Origin of the sequence: Qipengyuania vulgaris, from assembly GCF_009827325.1 — a bacterium.
Taxonomy (GTDB): Bacteria; Pseudomonadota; Alphaproteobacteria; order Sphingomonadales; family Sphingomonadaceae; genus Qipengyuania; species Qipengyuania vulgaris.
On the sequence record NZ_WTYC01000002.1, the window covers coordinates 377,345 to 392,005 of the forward strand.

General features: G+C 61.4%; 16 protein-coding genes and 1 tRNA gene. 3 read left to right on the plus strand and 14 right to left on the minus strand.

Annotated elements, in window-relative coordinates; translation table 11 throughout:
* Positions 1 to 35: 35 nt before the first annotated feature.
* The 9 genes from GRI69_RS06275 to GRI69_RS06315 form a co-directional block, all read right to left on the minus strand.
* Positions 36 to 791 carry a phosphoadenylyl-sulfate reductase gene (locus tag GRI69_RS06275; RefSeq protein WP_337191035.1) on the minus strand — a complete coding sequence of 252 codons (756 nt, stop codon included), beginning with the start codon at positions 789 to 791 and terminating at the stop codon, positions 36 to 38.
* Positions 788 to 1,234 carry a DUF934 domain-containing protein gene (locus tag GRI69_RS06280; RefSeq protein WP_160727401.1) on the minus strand — a complete coding sequence of 149 codons (447 nt, stop codon included), beginning with the start codon at positions 1,232 to 1,234 and terminating at the stop codon, positions 788 to 790. Before GRI69_RS06280 ends, GRI69_RS06275 begins: the two co-directional genes overlap by 4 nt.
* Positions 1,227 to 2,858 carry a nitrite/sulfite reductase gene (locus tag GRI69_RS06285; protein WP_160727402.1) on the minus strand — a complete coding sequence of 544 codons (1,632 nt, stop codon included), beginning with the start codon at positions 2,856 to 2,858 and terminating at the stop codon, positions 1,227 to 1,229. The genes GRI69_RS06280 and GRI69_RS06285 overlap by 8 nt, the downstream gene beginning before the upstream one ends.
* Positions 2,858 to 3,154 carry a DUF2849 domain-containing protein gene (locus GRI69_RS06290; RefSeq protein WP_160727403.1) on the minus strand — a complete coding sequence of 99 codons (297 nt, stop codon included), beginning with the start codon at positions 3,152 to 3,154 and terminating at the stop codon, positions 2,858 to 2,860. The genes GRI69_RS06285 and GRI69_RS06290 overlap by 1 nt, the downstream gene beginning before the upstream one ends.
* Positions 3,151 to 3,906, minus strand: coding sequence for a uroporphyrinogen-III C-methyltransferase (gene cobA / locus GRI69_RS06295; protein WP_160727404.1), 756 nt, complete (start codon positions 3,904 to 3,906; stop codon positions 3,151 to 3,153). The genes GRI69_RS06290 and cobA overlap by 4 nt, the downstream gene beginning before the upstream one ends.
* Positions 3,907 to 4,081: 175 nt before the next feature.
* Complete coding sequence (locus GRI69_RS06300) at positions 4,082 to 5,140, minus strand: mechanosensitive ion channel domain-containing protein (protein WP_160727405.1); 1,059 nt, start codon at positions 5,138 to 5,140, stop codon at positions 4,082 to 4,084.
* Positions 5,141 to 5,142: 2 nt separating this feature from the next.
* The gene (gene metC / locus GRI69_RS06305) at positions 5,143 to 6,354 is read right to left on the minus strand and encodes a cystathionine beta-lyase (RefSeq protein ID WP_160727406.1); all 1,212 of its coding nucleotides are present in this window, start codon (positions 6,352 to 6,354) and stop codon (positions 5,143 to 5,145) included.
* Positions 6,355 to 7,188 carry a sulfurtransferase gene (locus GRI69_RS06310; protein ID WP_160727407.1) on the minus strand — a complete coding sequence of 278 codons (834 nt, stop codon included), beginning with the start codon at positions 7,186 to 7,188 and terminating at the stop codon, positions 6,355 to 6,357.
* 36 nt (positions 7,189 to 7,224) lie between these two features.
* Positions 7,225 to 8,334 carry a hypothetical protein gene (locus tag GRI69_RS06315; protein ID WP_237452969.1) on the minus strand — a complete coding sequence of 370 codons (1,110 nt, stop codon included), beginning with the start codon at positions 8,332 to 8,334 and terminating at the stop codon, positions 7,225 to 7,227.
* Between the two features lie 103 nt (positions 8,335 to 8,437).
* On the opposite strand from GRI69_RS06315, the gene queF reads away from it, so the two are divergent.
* Positions 8,438 to 8,896, plus strand: coding sequence for a preQ(1) synthase (queF, locus tag GRI69_RS06320; RefSeq protein ID WP_160727409.1), 459 nt, complete (start codon positions 8,438 to 8,440; stop codon positions 8,894 to 8,896).
* Between the two features lie 12 nt (positions 8,897 to 8,908).
* On the plus strand, positions 8,909 to 9,703 hold the full coding sequence (locus GRI69_RS06325) for a DUF1499 domain-containing protein (RefSeq protein WP_337191036.1): 795 nt from the start codon (positions 8,909 to 8,911) through the stop codon (positions 9,701 to 9,703).
* Here GRI69_RS06325 and GRI69_RS06330 read toward each other — a convergent pair.
* The 3 genes from GRI69_RS06330 to GRI69_RS06340 form a co-directional block, all read right to left on the minus strand.
* On the minus strand, positions 9,693 to 10,793 hold the full coding sequence (locus tag GRI69_RS06330; protein WP_237452970.1) for an FAD-dependent oxidoreductase: 1,101 nt from the start codon (positions 10,791 to 10,793) through the stop codon (positions 9,693 to 9,695). The genes GRI69_RS06325 and GRI69_RS06330 overlap by 11 nt on opposite strands.
* 34 nt (positions 10,794 to 10,827) lie before the next feature.
* Positions 10,828 to 10,903 (minus strand) — tRNA-Ala (locus GRI69_RS06335).
* 54 nt (positions 10,904 to 10,957) lie between these two features.
* Positions 10,958 to 11,863, minus strand: a complete 906-nt coding sequence (locus GRI69_RS06340; RefSeq protein ID WP_160727411.1) for an ABC transporter permease — start codon at positions 11,861 to 11,863, stop codon at positions 10,958 to 10,960.
* A 72-nt stretch (positions 11,864 to 11,935) separates the two neighbouring features.
* On the opposite strand from GRI69_RS06340, the gene GRI69_RS06345 reads away from it, so the two are divergent.
* Complete coding sequence (locus GRI69_RS06345; RefSeq protein WP_160727412.1) at positions 11,936 to 12,619, plus strand: GcrA family cell cycle regulator; 684 nt, start codon at positions 11,936 to 11,938, stop codon at positions 12,617 to 12,619.
* Positions 12,620 to 12,700: 81 nt separating this feature from the next.
* On the opposite strand, the gene GRI69_RS06350 is transcribed toward GRI69_RS06345, so the two are convergent.
* Both GRI69_RS06350 and GRI69_RS06355 read right to left on the minus strand, forming a co-directional pair.
* Positions 12,701 to 13,381: a spermidine synthase family protein gene (locus tag GRI69_RS06350; protein ID WP_160727413.1), complete on the minus strand. Its 681-nt coding sequence runs from the start codon at positions 13,379 to 13,381 to the stop codon at positions 12,701 to 12,703.
* Positions 13,382 to 13,449: 68 nt separating this feature from the next.
* On the minus strand, positions 13,450 to 14,511 hold the full coding sequence (locus GRI69_RS06355) for a class I SAM-dependent methyltransferase (RefSeq protein ID WP_160727414.1): 1,062 nt from the start codon (positions 14,509 to 14,511) through the stop codon (positions 13,450 to 13,452).
* Positions 14,512 to 14,661 lie beyond the last annotated feature (150 nt).

The following is a 14,661-nucleotide window of genomic DNA, read 5'->3' on the forward strand; positions in this document are numbered from 1 at the left end:
CGGCGCCAATGCGGCCCGGTGCCCTTGATCCTGGACTATAGGAACGGCTCCTCGCCCGGTTTGTGGATGCCGCATTCGACCTTGTCCCATCCTGCCCAGCGACCGGCGCGGGGATCTTCCCCCGGCGCGACGGGGCGCGTGCACGGCGAACAGCCGATGGAAGTGAAGCCGCGATCGACCAGAGGGTGCCGTGGCAGGTCGTGCTCTTCGAAATAGGCGGCGATGCGATCCGCGTTCCAATCGATAAGCGGGTTTATCTTGAACCTGCCTTGTGCGTCCGAAGTGTCGATCTCGAAACGCGGAAGGTTTGCGCGGGTCGAAGACTGGAATGCTTTCCGGCCGGTCAGACTGGCATCGAAACCGGATAGCGCCTTTTCGAGCGGACGAACTTTGCGCAGCTCACAGCAACCGTCAGGGTCATAAGACCAGCGCAGTCCGCTTTCATCGCGCGACTGCAGGTCTTCGAGATCGGGATAGACGTTGACGAGATTCAGCCCCAACCGATCAGTCAGCAAGTCGCGATAGGCGAGAGTCTCGGGAAAGTGCTTTCCCGTCTCGAGGAAGAGAACAGGAACCGACGCATCTATTTGCGATACCAGATGGAGCAGTGCCGCGCTTTCGGCTCCGAAACTGGAGACGATGGCAATATCTCCAACGAGATTTCCCTCCAAAACCGCAGCAAGCCATTCATCGGTATCGCTTCCGCGGAACATGCGATTGAGCCGGATAGCATCCTGCTCGGTGAACCGCGGTCCGGTGTCGATACGATCTATCGCACGCAGTTCGTTCACCCGTGCCTCTTGTTCCAGATCGGCGTGGTTGGGTCCGCCGCCGATTGATAAACCTCGGGCCACCGCGACAATGCGGCTTCCAGATCGCTCTCTTCAATCGGCGCGTCCGGGTCGAAGGCGTCGAAGCCGCAGCGCCGCATATAGGCGACCTGGTCGACCAGCACATCGCCCACTGCGCGCAATTCGCCTTCATAGCCCGCTTCACGCAACAACCTTGCCGAGGAGTAGCCTCGCCCATCGCCGAAAGAGGGGAAGTTGACTTCGACGAGGGCAAGGCGTTCGAGATGGGGGATCAACTCGCGCGCATCATCGCCAGGCTCCACCCGGACGGCGCTTGCAGACGACTGGTCGAGGAATGAATCGACAGTCACTGCCCCATGATCGACGGGATCGTCTTCGCGGTAGCGGATCAGGCGATCGTTTTCGAACGATAGATCAGCCATAAAGCGCCTCCTTGAACGGGTTCATGCCGATACGGCGATAGGTATCGAGGAAGCGTTCGCCGTCCTCGCGTTCGCGAAGGTAGACGTCTGCGGCGGTTTCCACCGCATCGACGATGCCTGCCTCGTCGAACCCGGGGCCGGTAATCTTGGCCAGGCTGACATCTTCTGCCTCGCTTCCGCCGAGGAGCAACTGGTAGTTCTCGACGCCTTTGCGATCGACGCCGAGGATGCCGATGTGACCGGCATGGTGATGACCGCAGGCGTTGATGCAGCCGGAGATCTTGAGCTTGAGCTGGCCCAGAGCCTCGGTCTTGCCGCTTGCGGAAAAACGCTCCGAAATCTTCTGCGCCACCGGAATCGATCGGGCATTGGCGAGGCTGCAATAGTCGAGCCCCGGGCAAGCAATAATGTCCTCGACAGTATCGAGGTTCGGGCTGCCCAGACCAGCTTCTTCCAACGCGGTCCACAGCGTGTGAAGATCAGCTTTGCGGACATGCGGCAGAACGATGTTCTGCGTGTGCATGACGCGCAGTTCGTCGAAGCTGTACGCCTTCGCTAAGTCCGCCATCAGGCGCATCTGATCCGAGGTTGCATCACCCGGAATCCCGCCGACGGGCTTCAGACTAATAACGGCAGACGCATAACCTTCGGTCTTGTGCGAAACCGTGTTGCGATCGACCCAAAGCGCGAAGTCCGGATCGCTGCGATCAATCTCACCATTCGCATCTTCCTCGAACGGCGGGTCCTGAAAGAAGGTTCGAATACGTTCGAGTTCGGCGAAGGGCGGTTCGATACCCTGACCCAGCATGTGTTCGAATTCGGCGTCGACGGCCTTTGTATATGCCTCTGCGCCCATCTCATGGACGAGGATCTTGATACGCGCCTTGTACTTGTTATCCCGACGACCTTCGCGGTTATAAACCCGCAGGCACGCTTCGGTATAAGTCACCAGCTGATAGAGCGGAACGAACTCCTTGATGCAAGGCGCAATCATTGGGGTGCGGCCCATGCCGCCGCCGACATAGAATGCCGCGCCGAGTTCGCCGCCGTGCTCCACGATGTGGATGCCGATATCGTGAAGCCGCATCGCGGCACGATCGGTATCGCTGGCGATCACGGCGATCTTGAACTTTCGGGGCAGCGCGTTGAATTCGGGATGGAAGCTCGACCACTGGCGCAGCAGCTCGGCGTAGGGGCGCGGGTCGACCAGTTCATCCTTAGCGGCGCCCGCAAAATGATCAGAAGATATATTGCGGATGCAATTGCCGCTGGTCTGGATGGCATGCATCTCCACTTTGGCCAGATCCGCCAATATGTCCGCGGCTTCTTCCAGCTTGATCCAGTTGTACTGGATATTCTGGCGGGTCGTGAAGTGACCATAGCCGCGGTCGTATTTGTCCGCGATGTCGGCCAGCGCGTGCATCTGGCGGCTGTTCAGAGTGCCATAGGGAACTGCCACACGCAGCATGTACGCATGGAGTTGCAGATAAAGGCCGTTCTTCAGCCGCAAGGGCGTGAACTGCGCTTCGGTCAGCTTGCCTTCGAGACGGCGACGCGCCTGATCGCGGAATTCTTCCACCCGCGCATCGACCATCGCCTGATCGTATTGGTCATAGAGATACATCAGATCACCCAGTTACCGATATCGGGATCGGCCGGTTTGAGAGTGAGGTCGGGGCGCACCGTGGGTCCCAATGCGCGAACACGGTCCTTGATATGCGCGGGCCGCGGCTTGCCATCGTGCAGTTCGGCATCGATCGCATAGGGCACATTGACGCGCCTGGAAGCTTCTTCCCGTCGGGCGGTTTCATCCTCGCACCCGGAAACGTCGACTGCGTCCTCGACATGTAAGGACCAGTCGCTTCCGGTCCACCAGGTAACTGCGCCACTCTTCAGGTCGTTACCAGTGAGGATTCTCATACCGCTGCCTCCATCGCAATCGACGCAAGCGCGCTATCGCGTGCAGTTACCTCACCGATGACGATCAGCGCAGGGCTGATCACGGCCTCATGTTCCACCATGTCCGGCAGCCCGGCCAACGAAGACCTCAATACGCGCATCGACGGCCTTGCGCCGTTCTCGATCACGGCCACCGGCATCGCAGGAGAAAGGCCATCGGCCATCAGCTTTTCGGCGATTTGGGGCGCTGTCTTAACACCCATATAGATCACCAGCGTGCGGCCCTTGCCTGCCAGACCTGCCCAGTCCTGCTCCGCCAGACCCTTGCATTGTCCGGCTACGAAACTGACGATCGAAGAGGCATCGCGGTGCGTAAGCGCGATCTGCGCCGCAGCAGCCGCTCCGTTCGCTGCACTGATTCCGGGGACGATTTCCACGGCAACGCCTGCAGCACGTGCAGCTTCCGCTTCTTCTCCGCCCCGACCAAAAATGAAGGGGTCGCCGCCCTTCAGACGCACGACATCCTGCCCGCTTCGTGCAATCCTAATCAGGAAAAGGTTGATCTCCTCCTGCGGGAGCGTGTGCCTTGCGCGTTGTTTGGCGACCGATATCAATTCGGCATCCGGGTGCGCCAGATCGAGGATTGCAGGATCGACAAGCCCGTCATGGACGATGACGCGCGCTGCTTCGATCAGACGCGCTGCGCGCACGGTAAGAAGATCGGGATCGCCCGGTCCCGCACCGACGAGATAGATGGTTCCGTCCTTTGCCATGTCTTCAAATTGCGGACTGGCACACGTTTGCGCCAAGCAGAATGAATAGCCGGGACGGTAGATCGAATTTTGAAATCGAAGCTGTCGCGCGTGATAGGCGATATTTCAAAACCGCCGCTGCGCCCATCGGAAGCTCAGCTTTAGTGCGGAGGCCCGCTATGCGGGCGTATTGAATTTAGTCCCTCGGCTCGCTCTTTTGCCCGGCCATGGTCCCAAACCACCTCTCCAGCTGATCGCTCGACCGGATATGTATGTCTCGCTGCGGGAAGGGAATTTCGACCCCATGTTCCTTGAACAGCCACCACAGTTTCTTGAGCACCGCACTGCGGACATTGCCCACTCCATCCTCGGGATCCCGGATCCAGCAATGGATCGTGAAATTGACGGAATTGTCGCCATATTCACTCATCCAGACTGTCGGTGGCGGCGCCTTGAGCACGCGTTCGCAGCTCTTCGCGGCTTCGAGCATCAGCTCCTCGGCCAGATGCATGTCCGCTTCGTAGCTCACCCCAACGAGCACCTGCATTCGCACGTTCTTGGAGGAGTAGGACCAGTTCTCCACCTGGTTGATCATCAGGTTCTCGTTGGGAATCAGGTATTCGCGCTGATCGCGCGTGGTAATGGACACGGCGCGCACGCCGATCTTGCGGATTTGCCCGAAGGTTTCGTTTCCCGCCATGTCGGTGACGGCAATCACGTCACTGGGCTTGATCGATTTGTCCATCAGCAGGATAATTCCCGCTATCAGGTTGCCGAAGGTCTTCTGGAGACCGAAACCGATGGCAAGGCCGAATGCGCCGGAAAATACGGCAAGGGCCGTCAAGTCGATGCCCAGCAGGTCGATGCCCAAGAAGAAGGCAGCCGACCAGACGACGATGGTGAGGATCTTCTCGGCCAGCAACTGCTGGGTTTCGTCGAGTTTGGTGAAACGCCGGACTCCGCGGCGCGCGAGCCTGCTCGCGAACCAGGCAAAGAATATTACACCGAACAGGATGGCAGCGACGATCACTATGTCGAACAGCGAAATCCGCATGTCACCGAGGCTGAGCGCGACAGCATCAAGCGTATCGAGCAGCGAGCCGACCGTTTCGTTCTGGCTGCTGACCGCTTCCCTGATCCCCTCGGCAGCAGCAACGCTGCTTTCTTCGGGCGCGTCTTCCGCAAGGCTCCACGCCTGCTCGACCGGAGTGGTTTCGGCAGCTGGAGCGTCTGCTGGTGGTGTTTCGCCCTGCACGTCTATCCCTGTTTCATAGCCGCGAAGGCCTGTTCGAGGTCGGCGATCAGTTCGCCGACATCTTCGAGGCCGATGGATAGGCGAATACCGAGCTTGTCCTCAACCCCCCATCCCTTTTTCGGCCACGCCATCCGCGAACGGACCGGATCGACATCGAAGGGCAGAGCAAGGCTTTCGAAGCCGCCCCAACTGTAGCCGATACCGAACAGGTCCAGAGCATCGATAAACCGGCAGCGCGAGGCATCGTCTGATCCCTTCAGGACGAAACTGAACAATCCGCACCCGCCGGTGAAATCTCGCGCCCAGAGTTCGTGTCCCGGCGCCCCGGGCAGCATCGGGCACAGGACATGAGCGACCTCGTCGCGCTGGCCCAACCATTCGGCGATCCGCAGCGCACTCGCGGTTTCGCGTTCCAGGCGCACTCCCATCGTCCTCAGGCCCCGCAGGGCAAGGGACGCATCGTCGGGTGAAACGACGTGTCCGAGTTGCTGAGCCGTCCGGCGCAGCCGCCGATACCATCGCTCCCCGGCACTCGCGGCCCCCATCATAAGGTCCGAGTGGCCGCCGATATGCTTGGTGAGTGAAGTGATCGAGATATCGCAGCCATGTTCTAGCGCGGCCAATCCGAGCGAGGTCGCCCAGGTATTGTCGAAAAGGCTCACTGCCCCTTTGTCGCGCGCAATGCGGGTCAGTGCTGGGACGTCGCAGACTTCCATCGTGAGACTGCCGGGGCTTTCCAGCATCACTGCCTTGGTGCGTTCGCAAAAGGCCTGTTCGTAGGCCGGAACGTTGAGCGGGTCGAAAAAGCGATGCTCGACGCCGAATTGCCTGAGCAGCCCCATCGCCGTGTTGCGCGTAGGGTCATAGGCGTTGTCAGCCACGAGCAGTACATCGCCGCTGCGCAGGACGGACATTAGCGCTGCGACGATCGCCGCAACCCCGCTTGGATACAGCACCGTGCCTTCGGCACCCGGTTCGAGATCGGTCAGCGCCTCGGCCAGTGCCCATTGCGTTGGCGCGCCGCGCCGACCGTAGAAGAAACTGCCGTCCTCGTTGCTCTTAACCCCTTCGCGCAGCGCCGCACAGTCGCGATAAAGATGCGTACTGGCCCGCCAGACGGGCGGATTGACGACGTGCTCCGAAAAGTCCCCCGAGCGGCCACCCGTCACGAGACGTGTGCCCGCCGATCGCTTGCCGCCGCTATCCTTGGCCATTCATCTCGCCTGCCCGCTTTGCTTGGGGGTATCGGGGTCCGCACCCCACTCCTGCCAGCTACCGTCATACAGCGCGCTGTCTTCCTTGCCGAGCAGTTCTAGGCCGAACAGCAGGACCGAAGCAGTCATTCCGCTATTGCAGGTGGTGACGACGGGCTGGACCAGATCGATCCCCGCATTTTCGAATTCGCTACGGATCGCGCCCGGGGATTTATAGGTCCCGTCCTCGTTCAACAGCCTTGTGAAGTGCAGGCTTTTCGCACCGGGGATATGCCCCTGCGATCCGCTCCCTTCCCGGCCTTCGAAGCGGGCTGCATCGCGCGCATCGACCACCTGCCACTCGCCCTGGGAAATATTGGCCAACATTTCATCCTTGGATTTGACGTCGCGCCGCGGGGTTGATTCTTCCCTGTGCCGGGGTGCGTGATCGACTATCCGCTGCGAAACTTCGCGCCCCTCGCCGCGCCATTTTTCCAGCCCGCCGTCAAGGATGGCCACCTGGTCGATGCCGTACCGGTCGAGGATGAACCACGCACGCGCGGACGACTTGATCGCGCTATCGTCGTAGAGCACGACGCGGCTGCCGGGGGCGATGCCGAGCTCGCCCATTCGCTCGGCAAATTGGGCCGACGTGGGCAAAGCCTTAGGGACATCCGACCCGGTGTCGACGAAGCTGGCGAGATCGAGGAACCGGGCACCGGGGATATGGCCGGCCCCGAACTCTTCTACTGCATCGCGCCCACTGTCGGGCAGATGCGTGGTTGCATCCAGCACTACGAGATCATCCGCACCTAGCCGGGCGGCAAGCCATTCGGTCGATACAAGCTTTTCCATCCCGGCTTGCTAGCTGGCACCGGACGCGGTGTCGATTCAGTCGAGCGCGCGTGCCGCAATCGGCTCGTAACTCCGTGGCCCTTCGTCGATACGAAACGGTGTCACGCGTCCGCCGCCCGGTATGCCAAGTCCCACGACGAAAGTCTTGACCAAAGGCTCGGCACTGGCTCCGTCGAGGCGTACCCTCAGCAACGGAACGAAGAGTGCAGCCTTGCCCTGCCGGATTACCCGAGCCTGCGAAAGCGGGATGGTCAGTTGCCCTTCGTGCCGCACACTTTGCCCCGGGGCGATGCGCTCGAAGGTATGACGCTTTTCGAGCGCCTGCGAAGCGCTGGCAACCTGCTGCTCGACCGGTACACCGCCATGTGCGGAGACGATGTCCGCACCCAGATCGACGTTCGAGAGCGCCTTTGTGGAGCGATTCATCAGCGACACACGATAATGCAGCGTCGCGTTCATTACCGACCGGGTTAACTTGATCGCTTCTGCGCGAATTTGCAGATCTGTAGGCCCGGCCAGACCGCCGCCGCTGGCCACGATGGGCTTCTCTATCTCCGGCGGAGAAACGGCGCGGCGACGCTGGGACACGAAATAGCCCAGACCGAGCAAGGCCAATAGCCCACCGCCAACGGCAGGCCATATCCAGGTTATACCTTCGGCGGCCGGCTCGGGAACGGGCACAGCTTCACTCGTAATTGGATTGGCGCTTTGACCTGGCTGCTCTTCGGTCTCTTCCGTGGCCAGAGGCGCGGGCACGATCGGTACTGTCTCACCCGGATCGAGCGGGAGACGTTCCGGCGCCGTCGGCAGGCCGGTCGGCTGTGGGCGCGGCGCTTCTACAGTCCTGGTTGCGGGTGCAGCCGCGCCTGCAGTCCGCGAGGGAGCCGGTGTCGGCTCAGGACTTGGGGATGCAGGCAGGGTCACCGTCGGCCTTGCTGTCGGGCGTGGCGAGGGGGTCGGCGTGCCAATGACGCGCGGCACAACCGGCACATTGCCGCTTTCGACATCGACCGGACCCTGCGCGCGCGGACTGGCCGTGGGCGTGGGGTTCGGCGGCAACTGGAAATCCTGCGCGCTTTGTGCCGACAGGCCGCTGGGCGCGGCGAGAGCGAGCGCTACGAAGGGAAGGCGAATACGAATGTGCATGAGTAAAGAAGACCTGATCGGATCGGCGCGCTGAATAGGCACTGAAGAGGCGAGTTCCAAGCCCCGGCTTGCACCCATGCCCCATTCGCGGCAGATGCGCGACATGAGCGACACAGTGACACCCAAGTTCCTTGGCGAAAGTAGCCCACTTCCCACCTCGCCGGAAGAGGCCGAACTCGATTACGTGCCGAACCCCCGCAAGGGCCAGCTCTACATGGTGCGCTTCGCCGCGCCGGAGTTCACCTCTCTGTGCCCGGTTACCGGCCAGCCGGATTTCGCGCATCTGGTGATCGATTATGCCCCTGAAGAAACGATCGTGGAATCGAAAAGCCTGAAGCTTTACCTCGGCTCTTTCCGCAACCACTGCGGATTTCACGAGGATGTTACCGTGGGCATCGGAGAGCGACTGTTCACGGAAATGAAGCCCAGATGGTTGCGCATCGGCGGCTACTGGTATCCGCGCGGCGGCATTCCGATCGACGTGTTCTGGCAGAGCGGCGCGGTGCCGGAAGGACTATGGGTTCCCGATCAGGGCGTATCGTCCTATCGTGGGCGCGGTTAAGAGGAGACGGGCGTGATTGCGAAACTGCCGAAATATGCCTTGTGGCTCGCGCTTGCGCTACTGCTCTGGTTCGCGGTTGCGATCTTCGGACCCAAATTCGGGGTGATCGACTGGCAGACCGGGCTGGGCACCATGGTCCGCACTGCCGGCCCCATTTTCATCGGCGTGACCGCGTTGCTGGCTCTCGTCGCCCTCGTTCTCGTCCTTTGGAAAGGCCCTCGCCCGCAGTGGTGGAAAGCGGCGCTCGCCCTCGCCATTCCCGCGGCGCTGATGGCCGGTCTCGCGTGGGTGGCGGACCGGGCGGCCAGCGTGCCCCCGATCCATGATGTCTCCACCGACACAGCGAACCCGCCTTCATTTTCCGCCGCCACGATCGCCCAGCGTGAAGAGATGGGCGCGAATCCGCTCAATGATTACCAGACGCCGCTCGGCCAGCTGGAACCGTGGCAGGAGGCGCTCGCCGATAGTCCTTTGGCCGGGAAGAGCCATGCACGGGTGATTGGAGAGAGCTTCCCGGAACTGCAGCCAATTCCGTTCGACATTCCCCGTGATCAGGCCATAGCGCGGGTTTCGGCAGCGATGAGCGACATCGGCCTCACGGACATCCGCAGCGACGTCCAGGCGGGCACGGTCGAAGGAACGGCGGAAACCTTCGCATTCGGCTTCAAGGACGACGTCGTGGCACGGGTGCAAGACGGCGTCATCGACCTGCGCTCGGTCAGCCGTGTTGGTCTGTCCGATCTCGGTTACAACGCCGCGCGCCTGCGAGAATTGTCCGATGCCATCGAGGCGCGCCTCAACGACTGAACCGATCGACCCAGCGGCGGTCGAGCCAGTCCTTGAGCCGCCGCAGCCAGCGGGCCTGTATCGCGAGGCCGTAATAGGACAGGATGGCTTCTCCCCTGCACGTGTTGAGCAGGTAGAAATCCATCCCGATACCGCGGTAAGTGCGACGAGGACGACTGCTTGAGAGGGTGCGGCGAATATTTTCTGCCAGCAGCGGACCGGCGTAGACGGCGTGTACACCGGAATGCTTCAAGTGCCTGTCCGTCCGGCGCGCGACGTCTCCGGTCGCGAAAATCTCGCGAAATCCGCAAACGGCCTGATGCTCATCGACACGGATGAAGCCGTCTTCATCCACTGGCAGGCCGCTCGCCCGCGGCCAGTCGGGTGCGCCGCTTCCGACAGCAGCCACCACCAGGTCCAGCGCCTCGAGAGACTTCCCACCGGCCACCAGCTTTCCGCTCTCAAAACGCGCATCGGCATCGACGATGCGAATTTCCTGCCGCACTAGTTCGGCACGAACCTTTTCCGCAATTCTCCCTGAGTGGCTAGTCAATAGGCCGCCCTCTCCGCATACGAGCGTGATGGAAAATCGAGGTTTTTCCCGCGCATTGGCGAGTCCGAAAGCCAGCTCTACGCCGCCTGCGCCGCCGCCAACCACGGCGATGTTACGGATAGCCGAGGAGCTATCACGCAGTTTCCGCCAATGTTCGATAAAGCCGTCGATAGGGCGAATATCGAGCAGGCGCGGGTCGCTTCCAAGCAATTCGGCAGCCTGTCCCTCCCCTCCGGTGGCTATCGCGCAGACATCGTAATTCACGATCTCGCCGCTATCCAGCAGCGCTGCCTTCGCGTGAGGATCAAGGGAAACAAGCCTTGCCCGGCGCCAATCGATACCGGATTGCGCGACCAGCGGCTGCAAGGGGATACCCGCTTCGTCCGCACGATACTCCCCCGCCAGCCAGCCCGGAACCATGCCGGAATAGCGCATGGTATCGAGCGGCTCGACAAGCACGACACGTGTGCGCGGGAGCGGATTTTTCCGAAGCGAATCGATCACGCCAAGATGCGCATGGCCCGCGCCGACGAGCAAGAGGGTCCGGTCGTCCATCATCGGCAAGTAGCGCGGAAACCGGTTGCAAGGAACCTGGTGGAGCCGAGCGGGATCGAACCGCTGACCTCGTCATTGCGAACGACGCGCTCTCCCAACTGAGCTACGGCCCCGTAACCGGTCTGGATCAGAGTTTTAGCGATTGGGCCTGCGCAAGAAAAGACCGGTCAGCTCCGGATTTTCCAGCCGGACGCGAGGATGCGATATACGAGGAAGGCGAATACCAGATTGAATAGACCCAGTCCCAATGCGCTCTGCACGAGGGCCGAGTTGGTATCGCCGATGTCGCTCTGGCCCAGAAAGCCGAAACGAAAGCCGCTTATGACATAGAAGAAGGGATTGAAGCGGCTGATGATCTGGAAAGTAGGAGCAAGGTTGTCGATCACGTAGAATGTGCCCGACAGTAGGCTCAGCGGTGCTATCACGAAATTGGTGACCGCAGCGTTGTGATCGAACTTTTCCGCCCAGATCGACGCAAGCAGGCCCATCAGCGCGAGCATGATCGCGCCCATCAGCCCGAACCACGCGACCGCCCATGGATGCGCCAGCGACAAATCAACCCCTGGATAGAACGCCATGGCCAAGGCGACCGCTGCACCCACTGCAATTGCCCGGGTAACCGCGGCTGTGACGATCCCCGTCATCAGTTCGCCAGTCGAAAGCGGCGGCATGAGCAGATCGATGATCGTACCCTGGATCTTGCCCGACAACAGCGAGAAACTGGAATTGGCAAAAGCATTCTGCATCATGCCCATCACGATCAGGCCCGGGGCGACGAAGGTTGCAAAATTCACTCCCAGGATCTCTCGTCCCTCACGGCCGAGCGCGACCGTGAAAATGACCAGAAAAAGCAGCGTGGTTACGGCAGGGGCCCAGATCGTCTGCGTCTGGACCTTGAGAAACCGGCGAACCTCCTTAATATAGAGACTCCATAAACCCACGCGGTTGATCCCGGTAATCACGGGCTCCCCCCGCTTCGGGAAACTGCCCCTCCCCTTGCCCGGATTTTCCGTGAACGAGGCATCGTCACTGCTCTGAGAGGAAGCGGGAACGGGTTGGACTTGATCGGCCATGGGCGTGCGCCTAGGGCCAAGCACTTCCGCTGGCAAGATGCAGGCGGAAACACGAAGGATACGGATTTCGTAATGAGCTGGACCGACGAACGGATCGCGACGCTGAAGAAGATGTGGGAAGGCGGTTCAACTGCCAGCCAGATTGCCGACGAACTGGGCGGCGTGAGCCGCAATGCGGTGATCGGAAAGGCTCACAGGCTCGGCCTCAAGTCGCGCCCCTCACCGGTTAAGGCGGCCGAGAAAAAGAAGGTTGTGCCCAAGCCGAAGCCTGCGTCCAAGCCGGTGGCTAAGAAGGTCGCTCCGCGTCCTGCACCCGCTCCTGCCACTGCTGCGCCAGCGGCTCCGGCGGCAGCTCCACCAGCGGCCAGGCCGGATAGCAACAATCCCTCTCAGCCAATGCCCAATCGATCGACCGACCTGCCGAAGATCGTTTCGGTCGGTCCCGGCGGTTTCCTCAGGCAGGGACCCGGCGATCAGCAGCCTCCCATTCCGCCCGCGCCGCCGCGCAGGCTGGTTCCGGCTAAGCCTGATCCCTCTATCGCCGACAAGACAAGCCTGCTCGATCTATCGGACAAGGTCTGCCGGTGGCCAATGGGCCATCCCGGCGAACCCGACTTCCATTTCTGCGGGGTCGCGGTGAATCCCGGCTTCCCTTATTGCGTCGAGCATTGCGGACGGGCTTATCAGGCACAGCTGCCCCGCGGTGCCCGCCGTCCCCCTCCCCCCTTGCCTTTCGGCGGTCCGCGCGTACGCTGACTGCGGCCCAAGGCAAATTCGAAAGCCCGCCCTCCGAACTCTCGGAGCGGCGGGCTTTTCGTTCAACGAGGTGGCTGAAACTCAGCGCCGATGTGCGAACCAGATGGTATGATGCGGACCCTTGTTATTGGGCCGGGCACGCACAACGCGCTCCTCGACCTGGAAACCCGCTTCTTTCAACCTGATGCGAAACCGGTGGTCCGGCGCCGCTGACCAGATCGACAGCACGCCGCCGGGCATCAGCGCGTCGCGCGCCTTGCCGAGGCCGGTGCGCGAATACAATCTCTGGTTGCCGTCCCGCACGATACCGTCGGGTCCGTTGTCGACATCGAGCAGGATTGCATCCCACTTTCCGCAGGTCCCATCGTTGGCATCGTCGATCAACGCTGCGACATCGCAAAGCACGACCTCGCCCCGCTGATCTTCTAGGCTGTCTCCGGTCAAATGCGCCAATGGCCCCTTCGCCCATTCGAGGATTTCGGGCACCACCTCCGCCACGACCACCCGCGCGCCCTCGCCTGCCTTCTCCAGCGCCTTGCGGAATGTGAAGCCCATGCCATAGCCGCCGACCAGCACGCGCGGTGCTTTCCGGTTCAGTTCCGCCAAGGTGAGTTCGGCGAGCTGCTCCTCGCTGAACTGCATGCGCGTGCCCATCAGTTCGTCACGTCCGAGCATGATGATATGATCGCGTCCGTGACTGACCAGCGTAAGCGTTTCCCCTCCAGGGATTTCGGCAGTGGCAATGGTTTCACGGGGCAGCATGGCGGGCCTTTCGGGCTTGCAGGATCTACAACTCGCGCCCGATAGCGCGCTCGCTGCCACAGCGATAGTCAGCCCGTCACTTCGAGAACCATGTTGGTGGGCGTCTCCGATGCCCTACGAATATTGGAGAACCCTGCCTCGTTAAGAACCTCGGTGAGGCGCTTCTGGCCAGCCTGCGCACCCAGACCGAGACCAACAGGTTGAGACAGCGATGCAGGAGTGCACACGGTGGTGGAAAAGGCGTAGAAAATCTGCCCCAGGGGATGCATGTTATCCGCCATGGAATCGCCGGCCATCGGTTCGACCAGCATCAGCGTACCGTCATCTTTCAGCGTATCGCGAATGTGCCGGGCCGCGCCTACTGGATCGCCCATGTCGTGGAGAGCGTCGAAAATGCAGGCGAAGTCATAGTCGCGCCCGCTGAAATCCTGCGCGGTTGCCACCTGAAAATCGACATTCGTGACGCCCGCCTCTGCCGCCTTGCGGCGCGCCTCCTGAATCGAGGGCTCATGGAAATCGATGCCGTGGATAGTGGAGTTGGGATAGGCCTTGGCGAGCAGCACGGTCGAGGATCCGTGCCCGCATCCGATGTCGGCCACTTTCGCGCCCTTGGTCAGTTTGGCCTCGACACCGCCAAGTGCGGGTATCCAGGTCTCCACCAGATTGGCCTGATAGCCGGGGCGGAAAAACCGGTCGGTCCCACAGAAAAGACATTGCGAATGCTCTCCCCATGGCCTGCCTTGTCCCGAACGGAAGGTGTCGACCGACTTCTGGTGCTCTTCATATTGCGAGACCACCGCCATGATGAATCCCTGCATGTTTGCCGGCTGCCCTTCCCGCGCGAAGACAAGTGCCTGTTCGGGCGAGAGCGAAAAGGTTTCATCTTCGGGATGAAAAGTCACGTAGCCTGCCGCGCTGACCGAACCGAGCCACTGATGCAGGTACTTCTCGTTATATCCGGTCTTACCTGCGATCTGCGCTAGGGTCAGCCGCCCTTCGCCGTCGAGCGTGTCGAAAACGCCCGCCTGATCGCCGATATAGGCCATGAAAAGGCTTAGTGCGCCAGCGACGTCGCCGATCACCTTGCCGGCCAGTTCTTCCACTTTTGTCGTGTCGATCTGCTGGATCATTTTCGCTCTCCACAATGCAGGAAAAGCGACCCTTTGCGATCCGGGTCCTCAGTTGCCGCGACTCGCTCGTGCATGGCGAGAAACCGACTGCCGACCCTTTAGCACCTGCGATCCGACACAAGAAGAGGGGCCGCCGGCGGACCGGCGACC